Source organism: Acetobacter ghanensis, from assembly GCF_001499675.1.
Taxonomy (GTDB): Bacteria; Pseudomonadota; Alphaproteobacteria; order Acetobacterales; family Acetobacteraceae; genus Acetobacter; species Acetobacter ghanensis.
In genome coordinates this window covers 1,748,827-1,775,803 of sequence record NZ_LN609302.1, presented here as the reverse complement: position 1 = coordinate 1,775,803, position 26,977 = coordinate 1,748,827, and the positions used below count along the sequence as shown (strand labels likewise).

The 26,977-nt window shown below is 53.4% G+C and carries 29 protein-coding genes, 2 tRNA genes and 1 pseudogene; 13 read left to right on the top strand and 19 right to left on the bottom strand.

Annotated elements, in window-relative coordinates:
• Window positions 1-1,299, top strand: a complete 1,299-nt coding sequence (locus AGA_RS08490; RefSeq protein ID WP_059023858.1) for an RsmB/NOP family class I SAM-dependent RNA methyltransferase — start codon at window positions 1-3, stop codon at window positions 1,297-1,299.
• A gap of 132 nt (window positions 1,300-1,431) precedes the next feature.
• Complete coding sequence (locus AGA_RS08485) at window positions 1,432-3,258, top strand: cation:proton antiporter (protein WP_059023857.1); 1,827 nt, start codon at window positions 1,432-1,434, stop codon at window positions 3,256-3,258.
• Between the two features lie 5 nt (window positions 3,259-3,263).
• Here AGA_RS08485 and AGA_RS08480 read toward each other — a convergent pair whose 3' ends face one another.
• On the bottom strand, window positions 3,264-3,782 hold the full coding sequence (locus tag AGA_RS08480; RefSeq protein ID WP_059023856.1) for a L,D-transpeptidase family protein: 519 nt from the start codon (window positions 3,780-3,782) through the stop codon (window positions 3,264-3,266).
• Between the two features lie 146 nt (window positions 3,783-3,928).
• Between AGA_RS08480 and AGA_RS08475 the strand changes: the two genes are divergently transcribed.
• Window positions 3,929-4,636: a response regulator transcription factor gene (locus AGA_RS08475; protein WP_059023855.1), complete on the top strand. Its 708-nt coding sequence runs from the start codon at window positions 3,929-3,931 to the stop codon at window positions 4,634-4,636.
• A 67-nt stretch (window positions 4,637-4,703) separates the two neighbouring features.
• Here the strand turns inward: AGA_RS08475 and AGA_RS08470 are convergent, their stop codons facing one another.
• Complete coding sequence (locus tag AGA_RS08470) at window positions 4,704-5,432, bottom strand: YoaK family protein (protein ID WP_059023854.1); 729 nt, start codon at window positions 5,430-5,432, stop codon at window positions 4,704-4,706.
• 122 nt (window positions 5,433-5,554) lie between these two features.
• Here AGA_RS08470 and AGA_RS08465 point away from each other — a divergent pair.
• A tRNA-Val gene (locus AGA_RS08465) sits at window positions 5,555-5,629 on the top strand.
• Window positions 5,630-5,768: 139 nt separating this feature from the next.
• Here the strand turns inward: AGA_RS08465 and AGA_RS08460 are convergent.
• Window positions 5,769-6,089: a hypothetical protein gene (locus tag AGA_RS08460; protein ID WP_231945753.1), complete on the bottom strand. Its 321-nt coding sequence runs from the start codon at window positions 6,087-6,089 to the stop codon at window positions 5,769-5,771.
• Between AGA_RS08460 and AGA_RS13835 the strand changes: the two genes are divergently transcribed.
• On the top strand, window positions 6,088-6,453 hold the full coding sequence (locus AGA_RS13835; protein ID WP_172793706.1) for a hypothetical protein: 366 nt from the start codon (window positions 6,088-6,090) through the stop codon (window positions 6,451-6,453). The two genes, AGA_RS08460 and AGA_RS13835, sit on opposite strands and share 2 nt — an antisense overlap.
• Here the strand turns inward: AGA_RS13835 and AGA_RS08455 are convergent.
• The 10 genes from AGA_RS08455 to istA all read right to left on the bottom strand — a co-directional run bounded on the left by AGA_RS08455 (window position 6,431) and on the right by istA (window position 13,126).
• Window positions 6,431-6,979 carry a twin-arginine translocation signal domain-containing protein gene (locus AGA_RS08455; protein WP_059023852.1) on the bottom strand — a complete coding sequence of 183 codons (549 nt, stop codon included), beginning with the start codon at window positions 6,977-6,979 and terminating at the stop codon, window positions 6,431-6,433. The genes AGA_RS13835 and AGA_RS08455 overlap by 23 nt on opposite strands.
• Window positions 6,976-7,398: a hypothetical protein gene (locus tag AGA_RS08450; RefSeq protein ID WP_059023851.1), complete on the bottom strand. Its 423-nt coding sequence runs from the start codon at window positions 7,396-7,398 to the stop codon at window positions 6,976-6,978. Before AGA_RS08450 ends, AGA_RS08455 begins: the two co-directional genes overlap by 4 nt.
• Window positions 7,391-7,867: a hypothetical protein gene (locus tag AGA_RS08445; RefSeq protein ID WP_059023850.1), complete on the bottom strand. Its 477-nt coding sequence runs from the start codon at window positions 7,865-7,867 to the stop codon at window positions 7,391-7,393. Before AGA_RS08445 ends, AGA_RS08450 begins: the two co-directional genes overlap by 8 nt.
• Window positions 7,864-8,166 carry a hypothetical protein gene (locus tag AGA_RS08440; protein WP_083503594.1) on the bottom strand — a complete coding sequence of 101 codons (303 nt, stop codon included), beginning with the start codon at window positions 8,164-8,166 and terminating at the stop codon, window positions 7,864-7,866. The genes AGA_RS08445 and AGA_RS08440 overlap by 4 nt, the downstream gene beginning before the upstream one ends.
• 132 nt (window positions 8,167-8,298) lie before the next feature.
• Entirely contained in the window at window positions 8,299-8,745 is a 447-nt protein-coding gene (locus AGA_RS08435; RefSeq protein ID WP_059023848.1) for a hypothetical protein, read from the bottom strand.
• The gene (locus AGA_RS08430) at window positions 8,742-9,884 is read right to left on the bottom strand and encodes a hypothetical protein (protein ID WP_059023847.1); all 1,143 of its coding nucleotides are present in this window, start codon (window positions 9,882-9,884) and stop codon (window positions 8,742-8,744) included. The genes AGA_RS08435 and AGA_RS08430 overlap by 4 nt, the downstream gene beginning before the upstream one ends.
• A gap of 6 nt (window positions 9,885-9,890) precedes the next feature.
• Complete coding sequence (locus tag AGA_RS08425; protein ID WP_059023846.1) at window positions 9,891-10,487, bottom strand: YmfQ family protein; 597 nt, start codon at window positions 10,485-10,487, stop codon at window positions 9,891-9,893.
• Window positions 10,484-10,669: a hypothetical protein gene (locus tag AGA_RS13465; RefSeq protein WP_173568053.1), complete on the bottom strand. Its 186-nt coding sequence runs from the start codon at window positions 10,667-10,669 to the stop codon at window positions 10,484-10,486. The genes AGA_RS08425 and AGA_RS13465 overlap by 4 nt, the downstream gene beginning before the upstream one ends.
• Before the next feature lie 164 nt (window positions 10,670-10,833).
• Window positions 10,834-11,613, bottom strand: coding sequence for an IS21-like element helper ATPase IstB (gene istB / locus AGA_RS08420; protein WP_025437151.1), 780 nt, complete (start codon window positions 11,611-11,613; stop codon window positions 10,834-10,836).
• On the bottom strand, window positions 11,603-13,126 hold the full coding sequence (istA, locus tag AGA_RS08415) for an IS21 family transposase (protein ID WP_059024568.1): 1,524 nt from the start codon (window positions 13,124-13,126) through the stop codon (window positions 11,603-11,605). Before istA ends, istB begins: the two co-directional genes overlap by 11 nt.
• 51 nt (window positions 13,127-13,177) lie before the next feature.
• Here istA and AGA_RS08410 point away from each other — a divergent pair, with 51 nt between their 5' ends.
• From AGA_RS08410 to AGA_RS08405, 3 genes are all read left to right on the top strand, one after another.
• Window positions 13,178-14,347 (top strand): hypothetical protein, encoded by a 1,170-nt coding sequence (locus tag AGA_RS08410; RefSeq protein ID WP_157065332.1) that lies wholly within the window; start codon window positions 13,178-13,180, stop codon window positions 14,345-14,347.
• A complete protein-coding gene (locus tag AGA_RS13730; protein ID WP_157065331.1) occupies window positions 14,329-14,673 on the top strand; it encodes a hypothetical protein in 345 nt (114 codons plus the stop codon). The genes AGA_RS08410 and AGA_RS13730 overlap by 19 nt, the downstream gene beginning before the upstream one ends.
• 187 nt (window positions 14,674-14,860) lie before the next feature.
• On the top strand, window positions 14,861-15,493 hold the full coding sequence (locus tag AGA_RS08405) for a hypothetical protein (RefSeq protein ID WP_059023844.1): 633 nt from the start codon (window positions 14,861-14,863) through the stop codon (window positions 15,491-15,493).
• Here the strand turns inward: AGA_RS08405 and tnpC are convergent.
• From tnpC to tnpA, 3 genes are all read right to left on the bottom strand, one after another.
• Complete coding sequence (tnpC, locus tag AGA_RS08400) at window positions 15,423-17,033, bottom strand: IS66 family transposase (protein ID WP_007397838.1); 1,611 nt, start codon at window positions 17,031-17,033, stop codon at window positions 15,423-15,425. The genes AGA_RS08405 and tnpC overlap by 71 nt on opposite strands.
• 63 nt (window positions 17,034-17,096) lie before the next feature.
• Window positions 17,097-17,444, bottom strand: coding sequence for an IS66 family insertion sequence element accessory protein TnpB (tnpB, locus tag AGA_RS08395; protein ID WP_010510701.1), 348 nt, complete (start codon window positions 17,442-17,444; stop codon window positions 17,097-17,099).
• Window positions 17,441-17,800 (bottom strand): IS66-like element accessory protein TnpA, encoded by a 360-nt coding sequence (gene tnpA, locus AGA_RS08390; protein WP_007400224.1) that lies wholly within the window; start codon window positions 17,798-17,800, stop codon window positions 17,441-17,443. The genes tnpB and tnpA overlap by 4 nt, the downstream gene beginning before the upstream one ends.
• A gap of 140 nt (window positions 17,801-17,940) precedes the next feature.
• Between tnpA and AGA_RS14125 the strand changes: the two genes are divergently transcribed.
• Entirely contained in the window at window positions 17,941-18,243 is a 303-nt protein-coding gene (locus AGA_RS14125) for a site-specific integrase (protein WP_059023843.1), read from the top strand.
• Window positions 18,244-18,597: 354 nt separating this feature from the next.
• On the opposite strand, the gene AGA_RS08380 is transcribed toward AGA_RS14125, so the two are convergent.
• Window positions 18,598-20,295, bottom strand: a complete 1,698-nt coding sequence (locus AGA_RS08380; protein WP_197556471.1) for an ATP-dependent nuclease — start codon at window positions 20,293-20,295, stop codon at window positions 18,598-18,600.
• Window positions 20,296-20,765: 470 nt separating this feature from the next.
• Between AGA_RS08380 and AGA_RS08375 the strand changes: the two genes are divergently transcribed.
• Entirely contained in the window at window positions 20,766-21,113 is a 348-nt protein-coding gene (locus AGA_RS08375) for a hypothetical protein (RefSeq protein ID WP_059023842.1), read from the top strand.
• A gap of 70 nt (window positions 21,114-21,183) precedes the next feature.
• On the opposite strand, the gene AGA_RS14465 is transcribed toward AGA_RS08375, so the two are convergent.
• Both AGA_RS14465 and AGA_RS14460 read right to left on the bottom strand, forming a co-directional pair.
• Window positions 21,184-21,726 (bottom strand): DUF4070 domain-containing protein, encoded by a 543-nt coding sequence (locus tag AGA_RS14465; protein WP_408735972.1) that lies wholly within the window; start codon window positions 21,724-21,726, stop codon window positions 21,184-21,186.
• A gap of 72 nt (window positions 21,727-21,798) precedes the next feature.
• A pseudogene (locus AGA_RS14460) lies at window positions 21,799-22,338 on the bottom strand (B12-binding domain-containing radical SAM protein); the annotation flags it as partial.
• An 800-nt stretch (window positions 22,339-23,138) separates the two neighbouring features.
• Here AGA_RS14460 and AGA_RS08365 point away from each other — a divergent pair.
• The 3 genes from AGA_RS08365 to AGA_RS08355 all read left to right on the top strand — a co-directional run bounded on the left by AGA_RS08365 (window position 23,139) and on the right by AGA_RS08355 (window position 26,959).
• A tRNA-Ile gene (locus AGA_RS08365) sits at window positions 23,139-23,215 on the top strand.
• Window positions 23,216-23,544: 329 nt separating this feature from the next.
• Window positions 23,545-26,001 carry a membrane-bound PQQ-dependent dehydrogenase, glucose/quinate/shikimate family gene (locus AGA_RS08360; protein WP_059023840.1) on the top strand — a complete coding sequence of 819 codons (2,457 nt, stop codon included), beginning with the start codon at window positions 23,545-23,547 and terminating at the stop codon, window positions 25,999-26,001.
• A gap of 67 nt (window positions 26,002-26,068) precedes the next feature.
• Complete coding sequence (locus tag AGA_RS08355) at window positions 26,069-26,959, top strand: transporter (protein ID WP_059023839.1); 891 nt, start codon at window positions 26,069-26,071, stop codon at window positions 26,957-26,959.
• The last annotated feature ends 18 nt before the right edge of the window (window positions 26,960-26,977 follow it).

The following is a 26,977-nucleotide window of genomic DNA, read 5'->3' as shown; positions in this document are numbered from 1 at the left end:
ATGACACCTACTGCCAGACTTGCTGCCAGCATTGACCTGCTGGTGGCTATGGAGGCGGCACCACGCAAACCAGCGGATGCCGTTGCCAACAGCTTTTTCAGAGAAAGACGCTACATTGGCGGCGGCGACCGGCGTGCCATTTCCGGCCTTGTGTGGGACATCATGCGCAACTGGCGCAGGTTGGGATGGTGGCTTGAGCAGAATGGGGGGGAGGCCTGCCCCCGTATGCTGGCAGGCGCCCAACTGGTATTTGACCGCACTCCCATGGAAAAGCTGATTTCCATGTATGGAGGCGGTCGCTTTGCGGCTGGTGCTTTAAATCAACAGGAACAAAGCACCCTTGAGGCGCTGGTCGGCAAGGACCTGTCATGTGCTGAAATGCCACGGGCCGTTCAGCTAGAAGTGCCCGACTGGCTGCTTCCTAAACTGGAAGAAACATTTGGCGCAGATCTTGAAACCGAAATACAGGCCATGGCGCAGCCAGCCTCTTTGGATTTGCGGATCAACATGCTGCGCTCTACCCGCTCGGAAGCCATGCATGCCTTGGCTCGTGAGGGTCTCCACGCAGAGGAAACAAAGCTCTCCCCTTGGGGGCTGCGGTTGGAAGGGCGGCAGCCTGTTACGGCCAGCAAGCCTTTTCGGGATGGTCTGATAGAAATTCAGGATGAAGGCAGTCAGCTGGTTGCCGCGATGGCAGGCGTTGAGCCCAGTATGCGCGTTCTGGACTATTGTGCTGGCGCTGGTGGCAAAACACTGGCCATGGCCATGATGATGGAAAACAAAGGCCACATTGTTGCCTGCGATGTTTCTGCCGTCCGTCTGGAAGGTGCTGTAAAAAGGCTGCGTCGGGCAGGGGTCCACAATGTGGAACGCCATTTACTGACTGAAGGCGACAAATGGGCTAAGCGCCGCGCGGCCTCCTTTGACCGTGTTCTAGTGGACGCACCATGCAGTGGCACAGGCACATGGCGCCGTAACCCGGACGCCCGTTTCCGCACCACACAGGTCGATCTGGATGAACTTCTGGCCAAACAGGCCGTCATCATGGATCGCGCCGCAGCGTTGGTTAAGCCGGGAGGGCGCATGATCTATGCGACCTGCTCCTTACTTAAGGCAGAAAATGCGGGGCAGGTTGAACTGTTTCTGGCTCGGCATCCAGACTTCCGCCTTGTGCCATCGGGTTCTCCCGCATTGCCAGATAGCCTGCGGGACAAAAGCATGATCAGCCTGACACCGGCACGAGACGAAACAGACGGTTTTTTTGCTGCTGTTCTGGAACGTCAGGTGGCTGAATCCTGATTATTTTCCATAAAAAGAATATTTTCTAAGGTTCTTTAAGGTCTATCCTCTTGGTTTGATGTATAACTGTCATGCTTTTGTGCCATATGCGTAAAAGACCATGGCTCACATCTGACCAAGAGATAGATCTGCATGACCGATAGTGTAATTCTGTTTGTCTTTTTTGTGCTGGGCGGCAGTATGCTCGCACAATGGACGGCATGGCGCTTCAGGTTACCCGCTATTGTCCTGCTTTTTTCTCTTGGGCTGCTTTATGGCCCGGTGTTGCAGGTCATGCACCCGTCGGAAATGATAGGCTCGGCCTTTCATCCAATGGTGTCTCTTGCCGTTGCCCTTATTGTTTTTGAAGGTGGGCTTGCGCTTGATTTCCGGCAGTTGAAAGAGGCTGGGGAGGGCGTTTTACGCCTGACCCTTGTGGCGCTCCCCATTAACTTTGGCCTTGGTAGTCTCGCGGCGCATTACATCGGTGGCATGGGCTGGGGGCCAGCTTTTCTGTTCGGTTCCATTGTTGTGGTGACCGGTCCGACTGTTGTGCTGCCTCTGTTGCGACATGCCAAGCTCAAGCCCCGTATTGCCGCATTTTTGCGATGGGAAGCCATACTCAACGACCCCGTAGGCGCTATTCTGGCAACCTTGGTGCTGGAAGTACTGCTAATGCAGCCAGATGAAGGGTCGGGCACGGTCTTTGCCGCAATAGTACCGCACATGTTGGCCAGTGCCGCTCTAATGATCGGGCTGGGAGTGGGCGCAGCATGGTGCGTCCGCTGGTTATGCGTCCGCGACCTTATACCCGAAATCATGAAGATGCCGCTGTTCATCACACTGGCGCTTATACTGTATGTTATCGGCACATTAAGCATGGATGGTGCGGGCCTTATTGCGTCCACCGTATTTGGCATGGGGCTGGTCAACCTACGCATTCCTGGCATGGGCGAAATCCAGCGCATGAAGGAGGCGCTGGTTGTTCTGATTGTATCTGTCCTGTTTGTTCTGCTCGCGGCAGACCTACAGCGCAATGAACTGGCCAGCATTTCATGGTCGATTGGCGGGCTGACTCTGGCCGTTCTATTCCTTGTGCGGCCTGTGGGAATTTGGCTGGCTACCATGGGGTCCAGCCTTAGCTGGCGGGAACGTTTTTTTGTTGGGTGGATTGCTCCGCGCGGTATTGTTGCCGCAGCCGTTGCCGGTATTGCGGGAGTGAGGTTGCAGGACGCAGGTTACCCCGGTGCTGGGCTGGTCATGCCCGCTGTTTTTGCCGTTATCGCCTCCACCATGATCCTGCATGGCTTTTCCCTTATTCCGCTGGGACGGAAATTGCATCTAACACTGTCTGATCAGCCTGCTCTGGCCATTGTCGGTGCAAACGATTGGTCCACCCAGCTTGCGCAGGTCGTTCATGAAGTAGGAACTCCAGTGCTCCTGGTGGACAGTTCGGCTCGGGACCTGATCGCGGCACAAAAAGCCGGGGTACCTGTTCTTTGCACAGAAGTGCTATCGGAAGAGGGAGCCGAGAGCTTGGAAGAGCGCCCGGCAGACTACCTGATTGCCGCCACCCCAGACGCCATTTACAACGGCTTGGTCTGCGCCCATCTGGCCCCCCATTTTGGTCATCAACGTGTTTATCAGGTCAGCCCCGGCATCGCCCGACTTGACCAGTACCGTGGCATCAGCCGCGAAGCGAGGGGAAAGCTTCTAGGTCAACCGGGATGGAATTTCACGCTACTCGAAACTCTAATCAAACAGGGCTGGCGTTTTGTCGCCAAGGACATAACGGAAGAAAACAAAGACCGCCTGCTTAAGGAAAGTAGTGATTTTCTCATTTTCCTGATGATTCAGAAGGGGGCAGCCATTACCGTTGTGTCTTTGGAGGATGATGCGTCTCCTCCCTTCTGGGTTGGTCTTGTGGCTATTGGTCTAATGCCGCCACCGTCAGATACAGCCGCATCTCAGCCAGTTTAGCGAGGTCACTCTTGGGGGGCATGAATGGTAATGGCTTTGGCTCCTGAGGCCAGCACCGCGCGTAAATCCTGCTCGGTTAATGCCACACACCCTTCCGTGGGTGTGCGTTCTGGCCGTTGCAGGTGCATGAAGATGGCAGAACCGTGCCCGGCTATGGGTGGATCATCATTGTAGCCAATAACAACCACGAGATCATAAACGTGGTCTTCTTTCCACAATGCCTCATGCCGGTCAGGGTGCGGGCAAGTGATGAATTGATTGTAGAAGAGGGACGTTGGATCATCGCACCAGCCATCATGCTGCGTCATGGGAACAACGGGTAAGGCCGAAACGGGCGGTTCTATCCGATCTGCGCGATAATACACTTTTCTGAGAGTGAAATGGCCAACCGGTGTGCACAGGTCTCCTTCACGCTTGTGCGTGGTTAGACCGTTTTTACCAATTACGGCTGGTATTATTGACCGCCCGCATTGCAGTTTTGCGTAGCTGTGGCTGCCAGCTATGGGCCACACGTGTATTATCATGCTTATGATCCTGCCTCTGTTCATGGCCTGCCATGCGGCTCACGTATCATGTCGGTTCTTACGTTGCGTGAAGATTCGTGGCACGGTAGCAAAAGAATAGGTCAGGCAGCCACTCGTAGAAGGCTGACACAAGGAGATGGAACCACATGACGGGTGCACGCCCCATTTTGGTTGTTGACGACGATCAGGTCATCCGCCGCGCGTTAACGGAACAATTGCAGGTTGATGGTGAGTTTCTGGTTCTGGAAGCTGCAACTCTGGCCGAAGCGCGCGAGAAAATGAAAGGCCCGGATGCCCGGTGTGATGCCATCCTGCTTGATGTGACATTACCCGATGGTGACGGCCGCGATTTTTGCGCAGAACTGCGTAAGGAAGGCCTGCGTATGCCGGTCATCATGCTGACGGGGTCAGATGATGAAGCGGATATTGTGCGTGGTCTGGATGCCGGCGCGAACGATTATGTCGCAAAACCGTTCCGTATTGCGGAGCTTCTTGCACGTCTGCGGGCTCAGATGCGGCTATTTGAGAACAGCGAAGACGCTGTCTTCTCAATCGGGCCATATACTTTCCGCCCTTCGGCCAAGTTGCTTCTGGAACCGGTTAAAAACCGTCGCATTCGGCTGACGGAAAAAGAGACCGCTATCCTCAAGTTTCTTTACCGAGCGGGGACCCGCCCGGTACCCCGGCAGGTTCTGCTGAACGAAGTGTGGGGGTATAACGCAGCGGTTACGACCCATACGTTGGAAACTCATATTTATCGCCTTCGGCAAAAAATTGAGCCCGATCCTGCACACGCATCCCTGCTTGTGACCGAAGGGGGAGGCTATCGCCTGAACCCTGAAGTTATGGCGTAAACCACCATTTCATTCTCCTGATTTGCAACCATAGATATTGTTGCAAATCAGGAGAACAAATGATGTGCTATTCCTCAGAAAACAGTGAGTCTGAGTTTGCAATTATGCTTGAAATGGCGCACGCAGCCAGCAAGATGGCGACGATAAACAGGAAATAAGCAGGCCATGCATGATATGCAAATGCTCCTGCAATGCCTCCACCGACAAAACAGAAGATAATCTGCAAGTGTAGCCATAAACGCTGCCGGATTGAGAGTAGATGCTCGCTACTGACATGACGGCGCCATAAGTCAAACCAGTCTGCTATTTCCATCCCCAAATCAGTCAGCATACCTGTAATATGTGTGGTACGCACAACTGAGCCAGATATACGGGTTACAGTTGCATTCTGTAAGCCCATGAGAAAACAGAGCGTGAGTGCAGGAATAAAACTACCGCGTGTAAAGAGGCCCAGAGCGTCAACAACCCCGAGCGTTGCCAGCATGACGGCCTCCAGCAGAATGCTCACAGCATAAACGACACGCCAGTGCCGTCTGCGGCCAATATTAACCAAAAAGGTGCACACAATAGCACCCAGCACAAAACAGCAGCCCAGTTCCAGTGTGTGTAACCCTTCCGCTGGTTTTCTTTGCTGCAAGTTCAAAGCCAAGGCGGAGGCATTGCCGGTCATGTTGGCGCAATAATATCCAAATTCCATAAAGGCAGCGACGTTGATTGCCCCGGCGACTATAGCCAAAGAACTGCCAAGCCTGCGGTTTGTGACAAAATTCCGTTTCTCCTGCTCCAGAAAGAGCATGTCTTCTCCCCATTTATTCCGACAGTGAAGTTCGGCTGCAAAATATTTGATTTTTTTGACTTTAATAGCAAATCACCTCTTGCCAAACCCCTCGTGATAGAGGTATTTAGCCCTCACAAACCGGGTGCGTAGCTCAGCGGTAGAGCATCGCCTTCACACGGCGGGGGTCACAGGTTCAATCCCTGTCGCACCCACCACGGTTTGCCTTAGTTTTCTGCGGGTTACAGAAAACAATCCACAAAATAATAAGTGCTCTATCGGTTTATATCGGTCCATATTGACCCATACCAGACCGCCTTAAACCATGCTGATACGTGCAAAATCCGTGCACCATTTTCAGGGGCTATCTCCGATTCTAGGTGTAAGCCTTCTGTTTCGCTCACAAGCCAGCACCAAAGGCCGACAGGCCGAGTATGGCCCCAGCATAGTGCCGCTCGGCCCGGTGTATTCCACCTGCGCTACACGCCCCTGTTGCAGCCGGGCGACAAAGTGGCATGTGCCATGGCCGGACAGGTCCAGCTCCAGGCTAAACGGCCCTTTGAAACTCAGCGGCCCCTGCACCTGCTGGTCCTGCCGCCATTGCAGCACTTCGCCATCGGGAAGGCTGGCTGCGTTATCCGGCACGCCAGCGCAGGCGATAAGGTCCGAGCGGGGCATGCCGATTAGGTCATGCTTTGCCCGCATGGGAACGGTGGAGCAGGCAGAGAGAGCCAGAAGGCAGGCCAAAGCCAAACCGGCAGGTCGTGCAATTTTCGGCAGGTCAACCATCATCCTTCCCTTTCGTAAGTCGCCCCCAGAAGCTTCCAGCGCTTGCCCGCCAGCTCCATATGAGCGCCAGCAGGACCATGCCAAGGCCGACAAATGCGCCCCCGGCGATGGCTCCGCATTCAAAGTCCGGCGTCATTACAAACTGGCACTGATGCTGGCGGCGAAGAAAAAGCCGATGATTGCGCCAACGGCTACGCCCGCAACGGCGCTTGCCCCGATTGCTACTCCGATCATGATGCCCCCAGCGTCTTGAGTGCGGTCGCTTCCTGATCATCCGTCACACTGGACATGCTGATGCCCAGAACACCCATGAACGCATCCAGCACGGTCAGCAGGGCATTGAAGGCAGTGATGGCGGTATTGATGATCGTGCTTGTCACGGTGGACTGAGCGGCAGTCAGTCCCGCGCGTAGGGCCGTGGCAACACTGTTCAGGTCCACCAGAATCGTATCGACAGCCGTTTTCCAGTTCGTGTCGTCATACGTGATAGTCAGCGTGCCATTGGTCGCGCTGGAGAACGAAGCCAGAGCGGCGGACAACGCACCCCCGGCTGTTTCAATCGCGGCCACGGCAGGTGCGCCCATGGCGGTAGAAATAGCCGTGATGCTCAGAATGGTGGCGATAGCATTAACGCCTGCCTGCCCGTAAGCCTTCACCTTGGCGGTGTTGAGCGTGACAGTGGTTGTGCTGCCCGTGGTGGCGACCGTGCAGGCGGTCAGGGCGGTCGCACCCACAAGGGCGGACGTACGCAGGAAGCTGCGGCGGGAGAGGCTTTTCATTTCGTGTCGTCCTGGGGGTTGGTACCAACGGAGGCAGGAACTGCCTGCGGTGCAGTGGAGACAGAAGGCCCACCCTTGACCAGATGGGTGGCCACGTATGGCAGAGCGTAGCTAACCCCGAGACCAATCACGCGAACCACCTGATAAAGAGCGATCAGAACGCGGTTATTAGTCGGGGCAGGAACAGACGCAGTAATGGCCGCGCAGGTCACCATGGTAATGCAGATGGTTAACGCGACAGTAGGGGGGAGGGAGGAAAACAGGGTTGGCAGCAATGCGAGAATGCCTGCCACTTTGGCGGTATTAACAACAGTTGCGTTGTTAGCTGGGGGTTCGGCCATGGAGCTATCCTCTACTGTAAGGCGCCAGACAAGCTGGCGGATGGCAGCAAGCCGGGCCGTTGCGCCCAGCTTACGCATTGATTGCCCGTTGGAAGGCCTGGACATTTATTGTCGGGTCGGCCGCCCCAAGAAGCGTGTTGTAAAACTGTTTATGGTAGGCACTCAGGGCCGCCGCGTTGTTCGCGGGTGGCAGTGGAGCTGGAGCACGCAAATACTTTGTGCGCGCCATGGCGCATGCGTACGACAGGTTGCTTATCAGGAGTGCCGAGCCCGGATTGTTGCGCCCAGCTATAATGCGGATTGCTTGGGCTAGATCAGGCTTCTGGTTCAGGAATGTCTGCCAGCAATCATCATGTGTCGCAGGCTCCATCTGCCATAACCCAAGCGCTGGACCACTTATCTGCTGCAGAAAGTAGAGATTACTCTCCACTAAAGCCGTGCCAAGCAGAAGATTGACAGCTGAATCGCTTATCAATCCGATCTGCTGCAAAGTGGCGCGGACGATCAACTCCTTGAACTGAGAGATATGCAGACCAGGCGCAATCATGAAGCGCCCCCGATCAGAGCCTTGATAATCAGCAAAAGCCCTGTTCCTGCCCCGGAACCAAAAAAGGATAAGGTCAGGACAATCCCGCGCAGTGTTCCATTTTTGAGGCTTTTCTGTTCCTGAATATCCGCAAGTCTGGCATCCATGGCAGCTAGACGGTCAGACATGCCTGCTTCAAAAGCCGTTCGGCTCTGGCGGTCCATATCAAATTTGGCCTCCATCGCTGTCACCCTACGATCAAGCATAAGAAGGCCGATTTGCTCTGGCTGCCCGCTTGTTCCAGAAGGCGAAGTATCCATTTGGGGCAGTTCCTTGTGCACGATCAGATTACGTGCACAAGGAGTGTCATGTATGCGATAGGCCGTACATCTATCGAGGACAGTTAAAGCGGTTATTAAAGGCTATTGAGTCACCCTGTATTGTGCTCTTAACTACGTTGCGGAAGTCGTCGTCATCACATCCGTAGGCTGGGCGGGAAGGGCCGTGCTGGTGGTATCTGTGCCGTTGGCAATAGCGTTAATCGCCAGCACATATGCCTTCATGTCGGCAGTAAAGACTTCTCCCATCGCGCCCGCAAGGTTGGCCTGCTGCTGTATCCATGCCTGCGCACTGGTAGCTTGTGTTTTGAGAGAAACAGGTGCCGTGAAACTACTGGCTGCCGTAACAGTGGATAGATCGATTACGCTACCCGCGCCGCCCTCTGACACTGCTTGCGGCTGGCCAGAGCTAGACGCAACAATAGCCGCACCACAATTCTGAGCGCCAAGCAAGGCCCTGTAATCGCTGTCCGTGACCTCAACAGCCCCGCTAGGAACACTCCCTAAAGCGTCATCAAAAAAACCATACGAGCCGTTTGTATTTTTGCCGTAATAAATCATTCCCACGTCCCTCTGGCGGTGTAGAAAAACTCCGTATTTAGATACGAGATTGTCGGTGCTCCGCCCCAGCAGCGAAACGATGACTGGCTTTCAGGGTACGCCGCGACTGCATTGTTATCGTTGCCAACATCTGTGCAATTCAGGCCAATAAATTTTCCCGGAAACGAGAATGGGAGAGTAATAACCGTCCCGGTTGTGCCAGTCGATTTCTGATAATATGCGTAACCAAAAACGATCATCGTGCCATCATTGAACTTCTGATAGCCATACCCACGACCAGAACTATCTACCCCGTTAAACTGTGTCGGAAGGTCGGAAAGATTTGCCAATACAGAGTTATTCGTGCCATCCCCGAAAACTGCCCGACCGTCCGCATTTTCCAACAGGCTGATAATGCGTTTCAGGGATGCAGCGGCATCTGCAACAGATGAAATATACCTGCCGTCCGCTGTTTTTGCGTTCAGCACTCCCTGAGAGTTGAAATCCACCACATCAGGAACCGGAATGGAGCCAATACCAGTCAAGTCAAACGTGCCGGTGGAAAGCGCCGTCACTCCTTTGTTGGCTGTTCCCGCTGTGCCGCCGCTTATGGTCAATGTGACGTCTGGCGTAGCATCGCCTTCGGATGGCGCCCCGGCCGACCAGTAGCGATGCGTAAGGGTGGCCGCCGCAGTCTTGCTACCCCAGTCCATTGTGCCGGTCACATTGCCACCACCCAAGGACAGAAACCCCTGAAGGGCAGTCCCCAAGGCCGTGGTTGTGACCAATGCAACGGTGGTTGTGCCATAGACAAACACAGGCGCTTTCTGGTTTGCCGCGTAATACAGCAGCTTGCCAGCTACATCCCCATCTGCCAGCACTCCTGGCGTGCCCATGACAGCACTGGAGGCCACGCCGGAAATGAGCTGTTTAATGGCCGTAATGCACTGATCATTTTTGGTTTTGTCGAAAACAATCCCAGCTGCCTCAGCAATATTGACCAGCTCTTCCTGCACCATGTTCAGCCACCAGAACCGTACCCGCGTAGGGGACTGCCCAGACGTGGAACCGCCGGTAAAAAAGCCAGGAGTGCCGATGTTATCAGTTGGCAGCGCCGGTAGGGCAGATACTGCCGTTACGTCATCTATTCGGTAAACCATATGATTTTATCCGTAAGAAAAGAAAACTCTGGTATGAGCAGGAGCGCGGGATGTTATCTCGCACTCCAGAACTGCATCACCCCATGTTGCCAGCGCCTCATCAGCGTAAGAGGCATCTGCGCTGAAGTAATTTACTGTGGTCTCCGGGGCATTTACGCGCCAGACATAATCCCAGAAGGCATCTGCAACAGGATCATCCGCACGCAGAAAGTCAGCGCGGGCAGCTGAGAACTCGGTAATGGTTATTGTGTATCCGAGAGTTTTTGCGAACCGCACATAATATTCTATGGATGAACCGCCTGCATCACCCATGCGCGCAGCAACCTGCCGCTGTTGCTGTTCTAAGGAAGGGTTACTACCAGCACATGGATCTGGCAGCCCTAGTGTTTTCTGCCATTCTAACAACAGGTACGATGCAGTTGCTGGGAAAACATTGGGAACAATAGAGCGCGCATCGTTAATCACCCGCTCTGCCATGGGCATGAAGCCAGATAAAACGCCATCTAGGACAGTGCCCGCTTCACGCGGCCATGCACGACCGAAAGGCATTGTCTTTTTAAACTGTTCCAGAATCTGGCTGGCTGTCCACGTGGGGATACTCATGTTGAAGTTACCACCCCAACAGTGGGTAATGACCCCAGAGGAACAGCTACCGGACCCAACGGGGCAGAGAGTGTGAAGGAAGCCCCGGTTGATACCAGCGCCTCTTCAATATCACTCTGGGCTATGGTCATTCCCAAGGGCGTGCCGTTCCGCACATATAGATCGGCAAGAGCTGCCTTCATGGCGGCCAGCTGATCTGGCGTGTTGGGTGACAGGTCTGCCAGTGTAACGTCAATAGGGAACGGGGCAGGAGCACAAACTGTTGATTTTCACTGAGAACTGACCCGGGTTTTTCATCAGGAATTGACCCAGCCAGATGCTATTTCAGGCACAGTCGGGCGGGCGGTCAAGAAGAGGATCTGTCCTTTCTGTTTTTTGACGCGGCGGTGCTGGCGCGGAACCTGTAGCTGTCATTTCCTGTCTCGAGGATATGACAGTGATGGGTCAGCCGATCGAGGAGCGCCGTTGTCATCTTCGGGTCACCAAAGACGTCTCCCCATTCACTGAAGCTCAGATTGGTTGTGATGATGACACTGGTGCGCTCGTAGAGGCGGCTGAGCAGATGGAACAGCAGGGCGCCCCCAGACGCACTGAAGGGGAGATAACCGAGTTCATCAAGGATCACGAGATCCAGGCGGAGCAGCCTGTCGGCAATCTGCCCGGCCCGGTTGGCGGTCTTTTCCTGTTCGAGCGCATTGACCAGGTCGACCGTTGACCAGAAGCGCGCCTTCTTGCGGTGATGGGTGATCGCCTGGATGGCCAGCGCGGTCGCCAGGTGGGTTTTCCCGGTTCCCGGACCGCCGATCAGCACGACATTTTCAGCACGCTCGATGAAGTCCCCGCTATGGAGCTGGCGGATCATGGGCTCGTTGACCTGCGTATCGGCAAAGGAGAACCCGGACAGGTCCTTGTAGGCGGGGAACCGGGCGGTCTTTGTCTGGTAGGCGATGGAGCGCACTTCGCGTTCGGCCAGTTCCGCCTTCAGGAGTTGTGAGAGGATGGGGATGGCCGCCTCGAAGGCAGGTGCCCCCTGCTCGATGAGGTCGGCCGTGGCCTGGGACATGCCATACATCCGCAATCCACGGAGCATGACCACAAGTGAAGCAGCCGCAGGATCATGACGCATGGCGGCTGTCCCTTCGCAGGATGTCATACCGCCCTGTATCGGCGCACGGTTCGTGTTCGAGCACCAGGGCCTGTGGGGCATCGAGCCGGGGAACCACGGTTCTCTTGGCATCGATCAGGCGATGAAGCGTATTGAGAACATGGGTCTTGGTCGCCACGCCGTCTTCAAGTGCCAGTTCAACCGCGCAGAGGACAGCCTGCTCATCATGCTGCAGCACAAGGGCCAGGATTTCAGCCATTTCCCGGTCGCCTCCAGGGCGCCTGAGCAGTTGATCCTGCAGGGTCCGGAAGGCGGCTGGCAATTCGGTAAACGGCGCGCCATTGCGTAGGGCGCCCGGTTTGCGCTGGATGACCGCCAGATAATGCCGCCAGTCATACACCGTGCGGCCTGGCACACCATGCGAACGCGTGATGATCCGGTCATGCACGCACAGAACTTGCCCTTCGGCGATAATGCGCAGCTTGTCAGGATAAACCCGCAGGCTGACCGGACGATTGGCAAAGGAGGCCGGCACGCTGTAGCGGTTGCCTTCGAACTGGATCAGGCAGGTTGGTGAGACGCGCTTGGTCTGTTCGACAAACCCGTCAAAGGGACGCCCCGGCACCATGAGGTGGGGACGTTCGCTTGCATGGACCTCGGAGACGCTACACGGCAATCCAGCATGCCGCAGCCGTTCCCAACGGTCCAGGCAGCGGGCTTCCAGCCAGGCATTCAGCGCCCCCAGATCGGGAAAGACGGGCAAATCCTGCCAGATCTGGCGCCGGGCATCCTGCACGGTCTTCTCGATCTGCCCTTTCTCCCATCCGGCTGCCGGATTGCAGAAGGTCGGCTCGAACAGGTAATGGCTGGCCAGGGCCATGAAGCGCAGGTTGACCTGACGCGCCTTGCCCGACCCAATCCGGTCCACGGCCGTCTTCATGTTATCAAAAATACCCCGCCGCGGCACGCCACCGAGCACGCGGAAGGCCTCGGTAAGCGCATCAAAAAGCATCTCGTGGGTCTGTAGGGGATAGGCCCTGAGTATGAAGGCCCGGCTGAAGGACAGTTTGGTGTGGGCAACCTGCAGCTTGACGCGACGGTCGGCAATGACCGCCCAGTCCTCGCCCCAGTCGAACTGGAACGCTTCCCCGGGCTGGAAGCACAGGGGCACAAAAACACCCCGACCCGTTGTCTGGCGTGCCTGGTGCTGTTCGTGTTTCCACTGCCGGATGAAAGCGGCCACCCGTCCGTAGGATCCATCATAACCCAGTGCCACAAGGTCTTCATGCAGTCGTCGCGCCGTGCGCCGATTCTTGCGGGGGCGAGCGGCTTCCAGGACCAGCCATCCCCTCAGCCTGTCAGCAAACGGGTCCAGTCGGCTGGGACGTTCGGGGACCTGGAACCGCGGTTCAATACTCTGTGCCCGGAGATATTTCCGGATCGTATTGCGTGACAGTCCCGTCCGGCGTTCGATCTCGCGGATCGGAAGATGATCCCGGCAGTGCCACCGGCGGATCACACTCAGAAGCTCCATGTCAATCACTCCAAAACCCCCCCAGCAGATGATGCCGGGGAGTGTGAAGGCATGGGTCAAATCTCGATGAAAATTTCCGCCCTACCCGGGTCAGTTCTCAGTGAAAATCAACAGACATGGACATCAGTAAGCGCAGAATGCACGGCCCATCGCATACCACAGGACCGTGCCATATTTGATGTAGCCACATCGGGCGTAGTTTTTGACGAGGATCTGTTTGCCGAGCCGGGCTCACCTGAGCAGTTCACAACGGGCGATATCGCCGGGTTTATGGCTGCCCAGCTTGCAGCCGTACAGGACCGCATCCAAAACGGCGACGAACCAGCCATGTTGCTGGAATACAGCCCCATGGCTCAATTACCCAAACTGCCGACCGGCTGGGTATTTGTGGAACGTAAAGAGCCACTGACCCCACGTAGTAAACACAAGCGCGCCTATGCCATTGTACCCGCGAATGACTGGATGGACGCGGGCCGCGTGGTGGATGTGGTGATAAAGCCAGCTACAACAGCAAAGGCTGCGGCTGTTCCAGCCACAACGCACAACGCTGATGCTATCGAGCAGGAAGAATACGAGCCAGAACTTCCGGCAGAGGAGCCCGAAGCACTGCCCGACGACGTGTGCCAGATCACTAAGGCAGGGTATGATATGCTGGCAGATATCAGGAACGAGGCACTCCATGATGCCCTGCGCTCACCCTTGCGGATGACACCTGAAAAAGCAGGGGTTGCCCTGCTGATTGCCTATGTTGCGGGCCGGTATGATCTGCGTGAAATTCTGGCCACCATTGTCTCCCCCGAAGGGGCAATAACCACCCCTGATGCCAACACATTTGCTGCCATGGTGGGGGAAGCATTAGCCAGAACAATAAACCTGACCCCATTGCATCGGCAAAACCAAGTCCATCGCTCGGCAGAAGCCTATAATGCAGCGGAATGGATTGGCGCCATTGTGAACGCAGATGGCCTGATGCCGCCTGTAGATACGCCAGAGTTTTTGTCCTGCGTTGGCGGGCGCACTCTACAGACCCTTGCCCATGATCATCTACCTAAAGCTGAAACCGCAGAAATGCCCGCAAAAGTAGCAGACCTGCGCCGCTGGTTGTGTGGACGTATGCCCAACTGGGTTCCCGTACATTTTGGCGCACCGGGTCCAATTTCTGACCAATGGAAAAATCCGAGAGATGGCAACGGAGACGCGGAGTGCCCCGATACCAGATAACTCTCATAAACCATTCGGCGGGTCGTTACCGGGGTATTCTTGCTGACCTAGAGAGCCGTAGCCAGATCGACTTTCGAGATTGCAGCAAGCACCGCCAGGACGGCCGCCAAGTCATTACCGGCCATAGCAGCCCCGATCTACCCGGATGGTTTTTGGAAATGTCCTTTGTGGGGGATGGAGTGTTTAGCATCACCCTCTCAAACCCGCATTTCCGTATCGAGTTTCCAGAATGCGAACTGGACGAAACAGACACCGAGCCCTGCATTATCGGCTGGACAGACGATGTGCAGGCGCAGCGAGAAAGCCCAAAAGGCCGAGTTGCATGACAGAGCAATTAGAGCTGTTGACCATCAATGATGTGTTGGAACGCCTCAAAGGCGTTGTTGGCCGCAACAAGCTGCTGAATCACTTACGTAACACACCATCATACGCTGGCGGCCCCACACACCGCCGATTTGGAAAGCGCATTGTCTTCCGCAATGGCGACTACACCCGCTTGCTAGAGAGCCTTGAATGCCCCTTAAAATCATTACCCGCAGGAACGGCAAAACATTCTACATCCGCGGCACCGTCCGCGGCCAAAGCGTATTCGAGAGCACTGGAACTACTAACGCCGAACAAGCCGAGGCATACCGGGCGAAGCGTGAGGCAGAGCTTTGGACGGAATCAGTCTATGGCAAACGTGCAACGGTAACTTTTGCCCATGCCGTAGCCGCATATATGGAAGCAGAGCCAAGGACGGAAACAACACGTACCCACCTGCGGAGGCTACTAGCACACTTTGGCACAACAAAGCTGGAGAGTATTGGCCAGCAGGAACTGGATGATGCCTATAAAGCTATATTGACCAAAGGTGCGCAGGCTACCGGCGCAACAAAGCTTCGTGCGGTGCTAACGCCGCTTCGTGCCGTGCTGGAGTTTGCGGCCATTCGCGGCTGGTGTAACAAACCGGCATTCCAGCGCCCCAAGGTGCAGCAGGTCCGCATGCAGTTTCTGCGTCCAGCAGAAGCCACAGCCCTGGTAAATGCCGCAGCACCACACATCCAGCGTAACCGGCCGCTCTGGGCCGCCTTGATTATGCGGCCTGTCTGTGCAGTGTATTCACGGGTTTCCAGTTCCATGGCAACAGTTCGTGGAGCCGGTTGATCTTGTGCTCGTTGATACGGGCCAGGACGTCGGCGAGGTAATCGTGCGGATTAAGCCGGGAGAGTTTTGCGCTTTCGATAAGCGTCATGGCATCAGCGATGTTGTCGCCCCCGGTGTCGGATCCGGCAAAGAGATAATTTTTTCGCCCCACGCATACGGGCCGTATGGCGCGTTCGGCAGGATTGTTGTCGATGGCGACACGACCATCTTCGAGGAACAGGGTAAAGGCCTTCCACCGGTTGAGCGCATAACGGATCGCTTTTGCCAGTTCCCCCTTTCCAGGGATACGGGCAAGCTGTGTTTCGCACCATGCGTGGAATGCTGTGACACGGGGGCGGCTTTGTTCCTGTCGGACAGCCAGACGATACGGGGCCGGGTGTCCGGTGATCTGGCGCTCGATATCGTAGAGCTCTCCGATCTGTTCAAGTGCTTCCCTTGCGATTGTCGAATCACTGCCCTTCCAGACATCATGGAAGGCCCGGCGGAGATGAGCCCAGCAGGCCGCTTCGCGCACGTGCACGGTTCCTGTTGCGTCTGGTTTATACAGATCCCTGAACCCGGCGTAGGCGTCAGCCTGCAGAATGCCCCGGAACTGTGCCAGATGGGTCTGGGGATTGATCCCCTTGCGATCGGGAGAGAACCAGTAGGCCACGGCGGGCGGATCACTCCCTCCCCATGGGCGGGGATCGCGCAGATAGCTCCAGATCCGCCCTTCCTTCACGCCCCGGGGTTTGCCAGCCTGACGCAGACGGGGGTCAAGAACCTGGATGGGTGTATCATCAGCATGTAGCAGGTCTGCCTTTACGACATCCTGACGGATCAGATCTGTCAGAGGACGCAGAACGGCAACGGCCTGACCACACCAGTCGATCAGGGTTGAACGGGGAATGTCCACACCCTGACGGGCAAAGATCTCATTCTGACGATAAAGCGGAATGTGGTCATCGAATTTCGAGACCAGGATATGGGCTAAAAGCCCGGTGCCAGCCATCCCCCGTGGGACAGGGCGCGACGGTGCTTCAGGCTGCACCAGTGTTTCGCAGTGACGGCAGGATTTCTTCAGCCGTGCCGTTTCGACAACTTTCAGTTTTGCCGCAATAAAGTCCAGTATTTCGGTGACATCTTCGCCTACAAGACGCAGGGGACCGCCACAGGCAGGACAGGCCTCACCTGGGTCGAGAACAATACGCTCCCGTGGTGTCGTGTCAGAAACCTTTGGTTTGCCACGCTGCCGTGGGGGAGAGAGTGCATCATCGCTGACATCATGCTCCCTGATATCAGGAGAAGGATCGGCTGCCGCGATGGCGATTTTTACATCTTCAAGGAGCAGTTCGAGTTGTTCAATCTCACGGTCTATCTTTTCTGAACTGGCCCCGAATTTCTGTTTCTGAAGACGTGCGATCCGGATTTTGAGAGACTGGACAAGAGCTTCATACGCACGGGCTGACGCAGAAAGCCGAGCCACTTCGGTCTGCAGGGAAACAATCATTTCCCTCAGGGTATCCGGATCATCAGGCAGGACCGCAGGTGCAGACGTCATTATGAAAAAATAGCAGAAAACCTAAGAAAATTCAAAATGTTCTGCACTCTCACGCCATAAAAATCAGGCCACGCGAGACGGTGGTGCAGACCAGGAAGGGCGTCTCCACTCCATGCCTTCCCACAGCATGGCCATCTGTGCTGTCGTCAGGCGTGCAACGCCCTCTGCCGGAGACGGCCATGGAAAACGTCCCTTCTCAAGCACCTTGTAATAAAGACAGAACCCCTGACCGTCCCACATCAGAAGCTTGATCCTGTCCCCACGGCGACCACGAAAGGCAAAGAGCGCCCCTGATGTCGGGTTCTGACGCAGCACGTCCTGTGCCAGTGCTGCCAGACCCGATATGCCCTTGCGCATATCGGTCACCCCGCAGGCCAGATAGACACGCACGCCGTTGCCCACGCCAATCATGCCGTCTCCGCAATCCGGATGACCCGGGCCAGAAGATCTTCGGCAGGATGTCCCGTCACCCTGATACTACGGCCATTGCGCAGCACTATGGCCAGTTCGTCAGGATCACCGCCAGATGCCACAGCAGGTGTCGTCACTGAAGCAACAGGAACAAACGCCACAGACTGATCTGGGGAAGATAGTCTTTGACGGAATGACGTCCGCCATTGGTAAAGATGTTGGCGGGTCAGGTCATGTCGACGTGCCACATCCGATACACTTGCTCCATCCACACCAACTTCAGCCAGTATCGCCAGCTTCCGTTCATCCGACCAGCGGCGGCGGCGTTCAACGCCAATCAGGATTTCCTGGGTCATTCTTACCTCTCAAATGACGTCAATAACGACGTCGTTAACGACGGTAAGTTACCAGTCACAATCCTCAATCATAAGGCGGCCTCAAACGGCCGGTTACCATCCAGCCCTTGCTGATATTCCTGATCGGAACAGGAGCCCGTATGTCCGAGGCTCTGGAACTGGAATGGAAAGACGTGGATCTGGCGGGGAAGAGGGCAGTTGTCTGGCAAAAGCAGGGTGATGAACGACACATAGACCTGCCACCAGTCGTGGTACATGCTCTGGAAGACATAAAGGGCAGGGTAGGCCGGGTGTTCCGCCCGGTTAGGAGCAGAACACCCTATGGTGCCAAATCAGGCAAACAAATCGGCACGTCGTACTACAACACCGGACGAACAGGCGGGGGGGCAGATAAAGAACGCCTGGGCCACGGCTTGCAAGAAGGCAGGCTTTGCAGGTCATGACCGAGTATGGACACCGAAGGGTTCGGACAAGCCAAAAACCAAATTCGTGCCAGATCTTACTCCCCATTGCCTACGACATACTTTTGCAACGTGGCATTACTGCCTTCACCGCGACCTAATTAGGTTAAAAGACGACGGTGGCTGGCGCACAATTACCATGGTAGCACGCTATGCAAAGAAAATGCCTGATATTTACAAAATGGAAATTAAGAACTGGTTGGATTTATTATAGAACTTTCATCAGAATCATTTAAAATGTCAAGATTTACACCAGTTGCCCTAGAGAGTAAATCACGTAATTTAATGGGAACATCAGTCCATTTTTCTCCCCATGAAGTGGTTTTTTTATAAGCATTAAACGGCTTTTCTGAAGACGGCGGGGTATCCTAAAAAATCTTCAATACACTCTTCCATCTGGAATATACGGGTTGATCCTCCAGCCGCATTCTCAATCGGAGTATTGAATTTGGCGGCACCAGGCGTGTTTTTGTCCCGATCATGGATAACAAAAAAATCTATCTTTAAAGCTCTTATATATTTGAGAATGCCAATAATTGTGGCTTTTCCTCTTGCCTTAATGATTTCCACTTTCGAATATACAGTAGCTTTAGCTTTTGGTGTCAATCTATTTAATGCTTCTCGAAACACGACTTCTTCAGTATCCCCTTCTATAATAATAACTCGATGAGTGAAAAATATTCTCGCCAAATAATCATCAATTTTTGCCAACATTTTCACATATTGCTTATCATCTTCCTGCAACTCCAAAAATTTATCGCTTATCGAAAATGGATAAACCTGAGAAGAATTATTGCATGAAGAAACTCTATTGAGTATTTGCCTTGGATTTCGTGAAATATCAATTAAATAAGGAGAATGAGTTGTAGCTATTATTTGTGCTGAAGATTGCGCAAGAGAATAGATAGTGTCTCTCATTTGGTTGGCAGCACTTGGATGTAGATAAATTTCAGGTTCTTCAAACCCAATAAGAAGTTTTCTACCGCCTTTCCCTTGTAAGTATCGTTCTTGACGAAATTTTAATAACGCAAATATGGCGGCTCGAACCATTCCTGTTCCTTGGCAAGATACAGATGTCTTAATATTACTAGACATAAATATATCGAATGATGGTGTTAGGTTCTCCGGGCCAGAAAGATTCGCGGATGCAAAAAACTTTGTGTCTGGGAAAACCCCGTCTAAGACCCGATTCAGGTCATTCATCATTACTCCAAACTGGGAGTTTTTATCATCGGGGTCAAGTTCACGGCTTAACGCAATTAAATATTGTTGAGCGGACTTATAATTCTCAGAACTTTCTCTAACTTCTCTAAATAATTCTGTTAATATTTTTTGCAATGATCCTTTGGGTGAGGAAATTTCTTCATAATCAATATTTGCTGGTATTAAAAGATAATGAGGTAATTTTGACAAAACAATAGTTGAAATTCCACCGGGGTTTGGAATCCACTCTTCTTTTTCTTGATCAAGATCCCAAATGCAATCGAGCATTTCGAACTTTTCTCTATCAGTCTTTGAAAATTTTTTATCAGCGCTAATATTTCCAAATATTGTTTCTAACTCTTCTTTGTTTAATCCCTTTTTAATAAAATCGTTTATATTTGTTACATCTTCATATTCACTCTTTAACGTTCTTTTGAGTGACTTGATTGAAATTTCACACGGTTTATCAAGTTTGTAAGTTTTTTTATAAAATATTCTTTTTCCAGTTTCATTCTCACTGTCCACATCATAAGATAATATTCTACCTTTAAATCCCCTCCAATTCATTGATTCATTCGGAACATCTCGAAATTCCACTTCTAATACTATCTCTGACACGCCCAACTCTGGATTTTTACTTTCATCCTGCGCTATCGAGTAAAAGAAGCTACTGTCGAGAGATTTCCTATCAGATAAAATTACGTTAAGTGCTTCTAAAATTGAGCTTTTCCCACAATTGTTAGGACCAATTAAAAATGTAGCATCTCCAAAAAAAACACTTGCTTCTTTTATTTTTTTAAACCCTGAAATTTTGAAATTATACAGTTTCATTTTGGCGCCCCAATTTTGTTTCCGTAAAATTAATGAAATTTTATAATAGAGGATAATGTTAATTATAAATAAGATATATGCAAAATCAGTGCATTATTCAGAATGATGACAAAAAATCTTTTAAAACCAGTCAATTATACCATTTTAATGCAGCCTTCACACGGCGGGGGTCACAGGTTCAATCCCTGTCGCACCCACCACGGTTTGCCCTAGTTTTCTGTTGGGAAATAATATTTCCATTGGCAGAGATATAAATTCATTCAAAATCGTTATTGTGCATGGCGCGTTTTGTGGTCATGCTGCCAATTAATTCCAACCATGCATGTTTACTTTTTGCTCATGCATGTCAAAGATTCATCTTACGCTCATCTGTGAGAATGGGTCTTATACAGAAACAAGCCAACACGTTGTCACATCCGCTTGTCATGTTCATCATGTGTTCGACCACTCCATGATGAGGACGATTCTCCATGAACACCACGCCACGCACGCCAGATGAGCTGCTTTGGAAGCTTCTGTATCTGGCCGCCGATATTGAAGGCAAAGCTCGCGAAGATGCTGGTGTATCTTTTAACCTGACCGAAATGGCCCAACTTCTACAAGACGTCAAAAACGTCCTGCCAGCAGATAGCGAATGGTCCCTCTATCTAACGCCCAACATTATTTGGTCCACAGCTTGGAGCCTCTATCAAAATGCGCTCGAATTTGGTGGTTATCAGGACAGGGGAGCCATAGTGCAACTCGTCAAAGAAACGGTTGAGCAACTACGAAGCGCGTTTCAGGCAAGTGCAATCCCCCCCACAAGCAGGAAGCCCTAAGGCAGATTAAGTTGGAATGTGCTGGTCTCACCAGACAAGCGCCAGCACATACTCACTTCAGACACTGCGTTTATGCAGAAGCAGCGGCCACCTGCGAAGGTGTGACAGATACGGGAGCGTGCCACAAACCCTGGTCGATATTATCGATTTCCTGGTCAATCTCCCTGATCACCTGCCGGGAAAACGGACCAAGGTGTAAGTACAATGCACTGACCATAACCACATAGGGCAGCGCCTTTGGGTTGTGCACTATGCAGTCAAGCAACATCCGCCAGAATTGCTTGGCCGTACCGGGGCCAGCACGATGAATACGCATAAGCAGACGACCAAAACTGCGCAGGTCACCACGGATCATTTTATGTGCACGCTCACGCTTAAGCATACGTCCAAGTCGGCGCACACGACCAAAATAGGCAACCGGATTATAAATTGCTCCGAGCACCCGCCTGTAGTCGTCCAGAACATCTCTGCGTGGACGCTTAGTCTCAAAGTTCAATCCCGCAGTGCATTGATCCCCCAATTGTGTTTGCTCACTACCGGAGAAAAGACGCCCTTCGGCCAGCAGGCGGCGCGTTAATTGTGTGGTTGGCAGGGCATATAACAACCCCACCATGCAGACAGGGATGGACGTATCCTCAATGCAATCGATCATACCAGCCGCAACACTGGCTTTTTCACTATCAAACCCGACAATGAATCCCGCATTTACAAAAATACCGGCTTCATGAATTTTGGTAATGCTTTGTTGTAAGCTGCGACGCGTGTTCTGCTTTTTCTGCATCAGAACTAACGTATCGGTATCCGGGCTTTCTATGCCCACAAATATGGCAAAGAAGTTTGCCGTTGCTAGGCCAGACAGCAGTTCTTCATCATCAGCAAGATTGATTGATGCTTCCGTTGAAAATTCGAATGGAAACTTGTGCGCTTTTTGCCAGTGCATCAAATCTGGCAAAAACTTCTTCAATGCTTTTTTATTGCCAATCAGATTGTCATCAACAAAGTCAACATGTCCTCGATAACCCAGAGCATACAGGGCATCCAACTCCGCCATAACCTGTTCATTTGTTTTGGTTCGGGGCACACGTCCGTACAGTTCGATAATATCGCAGAATTCACAACTGAACGGGCACCCACGGGAAAACTGGACACCAACATGCAGATACTGATTCAGCTTAAGCAGGTCAAAGCGGGGTAGGGGACTTTTGGTAACGTCCGTTTTCCCCATGGGAGCTTCAAAAATACCCTGCTTGGCCCCATCGCGCCACGCGGCAATAAAATTGCCCATGATCTCTTCAGCCTCACCAAGAACCTGAAAATTTGCCGCGGCATACAAATCGGGGCTGGACGTAACATCTGGACCGCCAACCACCACCGGCTTGCCAGACGCACGGCATCTTTCAATAAGATGTAAGGCATCGTTCCTTTGCGGGAGCATACCGCCTGTCATAATCAGGTCGGCCCAGTCAAAATCACTGTCCAGCAGCGTCTCTGTGTTGCGGTTGACCAGCCGAACCTCCCAGTTTTTGGGGAGTAAGGCCGCAACCGTAATCAGTCCAAGAGGAGCCGCTGGATAACGGGCACCGGACAGGTCACAGGCCTCCTTGTAATTCCAGAATGAACTGGCGTTAAAGAGCGGAAAGATCATCAAGACCTTACAGCTATCGGTCATGGACGAGAGTTCCTTGCGTGAGATAGGGAAGCAGCATCAAAGGGGATAAGCCTAGTCCCCTTTGGACCGTATGCCGGTCCCCTGAAAACACGGTTTGATGCGAGGGAAGACATGCCGTGTGTGCCTTTCATAAAATCTGGAGCAGAAGGCAGGGCGGCACGGATACAGCAGAAGGCCGGTCATGACCTTCGTCTGAGCATGATGGATGGCTTATACGCTGAATGCGCGATAATAGCGATAGAGAGGCAGGGTGTTACATAGCCCCGTAAAAAATGGCCTCATATGTCTTTTCAGACGACATTATGATATGTATGCCAGAAGCTAATGCTCTTCACTTTCATATTGAAGTGCATAGTGCGCTGGTAGCTCAGTTGGTTAGAGCGGGCCGCTCATAACGGCTTGGTCGCGGGTTCAAGTCCTGCCCGGCGCACCATTTCTCTCTCGTATCCCAAGAGCATTGACATCTCTCAGCCTCCATCCCCGCGCAGGGTTTGAACACTGAGAAAGGTGCCCGCTTTACAGCCTGACCCAGCGCAAGGTTCCGTCACTTCCCCGCTTACTTTTCCAGATTTCAGCAAGACCTGTCTCATATCTGAAACAGGTCGCGTTTTTTGCTACAAACATATGTGAGCATAGCTGTGTCAACAGTGGCAATTTCTGGGCGCTTCCTGTTCATCAAACCAAATTGGCCTCGGGCAGGGCGTGGTAGACAGCTTTGCGCAATGTTCAGGCCGACTGAACACATTCAGAGAGAAACACAACATGCGAGAGAGTAATAAGGGGTTATTTTCAATTATAACCTCAGCCTTACTGGCTCTTATCGGACTTTTCCTATTTTTGGGGGGAGCCGAACTGCTCGTCCTTGGCGGGTCCTGGTTTTACATTCTGGCCGGCGGCATTTTGCTGGCCACTGCTTTTAGCGGTTTCAAAAACCCCAAACTGGCTTCCCGCCTGTATGCCGCCCTGCTGCTGCTTGCAACGGTCTGGTCGCTGTTTGAAGTTGGCTTCAATATTTGGGGTCTGGAAGTCCGCCTGTTTACGCTTATCGGTCTTGGCGTATGGCTGCTGCTGCCGTGGGTATGGCGCACAGGGGCAGACTGGCTGACTGACAAGCGCGAAGTGCTGGGCGCTGTTGCCGTCTCCACTCTGGTCGTAATTGCCAGCTGCTTTGCCTCCTATTCCATTAACGGCACCGTGCCAGCCGACCGCATGGCTGCACAGGGGCAGAGCGATCTGGCTTCTGCTGGTGTTGCTGATGCAGACTGGTCTGCTTATGGCCGTACCGTTGGTGGTGACCGCTATTCGCCCGTCGGGCAGATTACTCCGGCCAATATCAGCCACCTCAAACGCGCATGGATGACCCGTACGGGTGACGTGCAGCAGGAAGGTGAGGGGACTGTTGCTGGTCCCGATCAGGGCCATGAATTTAACCTTGAACTCACCCCGATCAAAGTCGGTGACACGCTGTACATGTGCACCCCCCATAGCTGGGTTATGGCTGTGGACGCTGTGACGGGTAAGGTCAAATGGAAGTTTGATCCCAAACCTGCAACGGCCGACCTTGATAAAAACGTGTATCTGGCCTGCCGTGGTGTGTCTTACTACCATATCCCGGATGAAATTCAGACAAGCTGCCGCAACCGTATCTATTCACCGGTTGCAGACGTGCGCATGGTTGCCGTGAATGCGGAAACCGGACAGCCCTGTGATGACTTCGGTGATCACGGCTTCATTTCCCTGCGTGACTATCTGGGCCACGTGCCGCATGGCTTCCACTTTGTGACATCCCCCCCCATGGTGGCCAAAAACCGCGTCATTACTGGCGGCTGGATATTTGACAATCAGGCCAACTTTGAGCCTTCTGGCGCCATCCGCGCATTCAATGCCACCACCGGTGCTATCGAATGGGCATGGGACGTTGGGCATAACCCTGAAACATGGAAACCGGGTCCGAACGACGTTCTGACGCGTGACACCCCCAATGCTTGGGGCGTTTACACGGCTGACCTTGACCTTGGTATGGTTTACATCCCCACAGGGAACTCTCCGCCTGACAACTGGGGTGGTACACGCCGTCCGTTCGATGATGCATCTTCCAGCGCCACGGTTGCTCTGGACATCGAAACCGGTGAACGCCGCTGGATCTACCAGACCGTCCACCACGACCTGTGGGATATGGACATTCCGTCTGGCCCCTCCATGGTTGATCTGCCCGGCCCGAACGGGGAAACCATTCCCGCTCTCGTGCAGAGCACCAAGCGTGGCGAATTCTTCGTGCTGGACCGCCGCACCGGCGAACCTGTGCCGGGTTACCCTGTTGCGGAAAAATCCGTCCCCACGGCAGGCCATGCGCCGGATGACCGCGTCTCACCCACGCAGCCCTATCCTACGGCCATGCCGTCCCTCACGCCGCCTGACCTGAAGGAAACGGACATGTGGGGCGCAACCCTGCTGGATCAGATGATCTGCCGTATCCAGTACCGTCAGTCGGCTTACGAGGGGCAGTTTACACCGCCGCATGTGGGCAAGACGACCATTGTCTATCCCGCGTTCTATGGCGTTGTGGACTGGCAGGGCATTACCATTGACCCGCAGCGCAAAATCCTGCTGGCCAATGCAAGTTATCTGCCGTTCCGTATCCGTCTGGAAAAACGCCAGACACTGGAAGGCACGGGAACGCTGCCCAAATGGGATGGTAAAGGTGAAGAACCGGCGGCTAAAGGTGACGCACTGTCCGTCTCGCCTGATTATGGTACGCCTTATATCGCTTACACCAACCCGTGGCTGAACCCGCTTCAGATCCCCTGCAAAGGGCCGGTATGGGGCACGCTGACAGCGATTGACCTTGTGACCAAAAAAATCGTCTGGCAGCACCCGGTCGGCACCACCCGTGATACAGGGCCTTTCCGCACGCACAACAACCTGCCGCTGCCAACAGGCATGTATAATATCGGCGGGAACATTGTGACCAAGGGCGGCGTCGTGTTCATGGGCGCAACCGCAGACGACTATCTGCGTGGGTTTGACCTTTCCACGGGGCAGGTCATCTGGAGCGACCGTCTGCCCGCAGGTGGTCAGGCTACTCCCATGTCTTACGAGGCAGGTGGCAAGCAGTACGTCGTGATCGCCGCAGGTGGTCATGGCGGGCTTGGTACCCGGAGCGGTGATTATATCATCGCTTACACACTCGATGGCGCACAGGGCTCCAAAGCTCAGTAACGCGCCTTTCATGCGGGGTCCCTGACATTCAGGGGCCCCGTTACATTCAAATACGGAAATCCTTCTGATGAGTTTGACAGAAAAGCCAGAGCGGCTGCGCGCTCTGCTTCGCCTCGTCATACCCGGTGTGGTTCTGGTTTATGCGTCCTCAGCCCGTGCGGCCGATGTGACACTCGGCATTATTGGTCCGCACGAGTATGATTTGCCGGTTGATTTTAAGCCGTTCAACGTACTGGTCCAGTATGGTGACGGGAATGCCGCTGGCAGCACCTACAACAGTCTAGGCCAACGTAAGGCTCAGGGCGGCAGCCACACCTGGGCGGGCATGACCAAATATGTGCATTTCCGCAGTTTTGAGGCCATTCCACACGTAGGATTTGCGTTTGAGTTAATCCAGTCTGAAAGTTACAGTCTGGCCGATGGAACGGATTACGGCGGTCTGGGACCAACAATTGTGGGGCCTGCGGCGTGGTTCAAGCCCAATGCCCACAGCACGTTTGGTATACAGACCTTTATGCAGACACCTGTTGGCACGCGTGATGCGACATCGCCGCAGTACTGGTCCAATATTTCCAGCTTCATTTTTGATTATGAATGGAAACATTTCAGCTTTGACGGGGATGCAGGCACGGTCGTCGGTTCAACAAAACATGTCAAAGGCGCACATAGCTATTCCCCCGGTGTCGTCTTTTACACCAACCTGCGTTTTAGCTGGAAAGCCACCAAGAAGCTTGAACCTTTTGTAGCGTTTGACTGGCAGAATGTAACCGGCACTTACGATAATACGGCCAACCGGTATCTGGATGATTCCAACAGCCGGGAAACAACACTAGGCTTGGGCCTGATGTACAATGTCTCCAAGCACTTTTCTATTACCGGCCGCTATTCCCACTCTCTGGAGGCTAGGAATACGCCAGAAACGAACGCTTATTATGTAAAGTTCGTCTATCTCTGGTGACAATTGACACATAAAAGA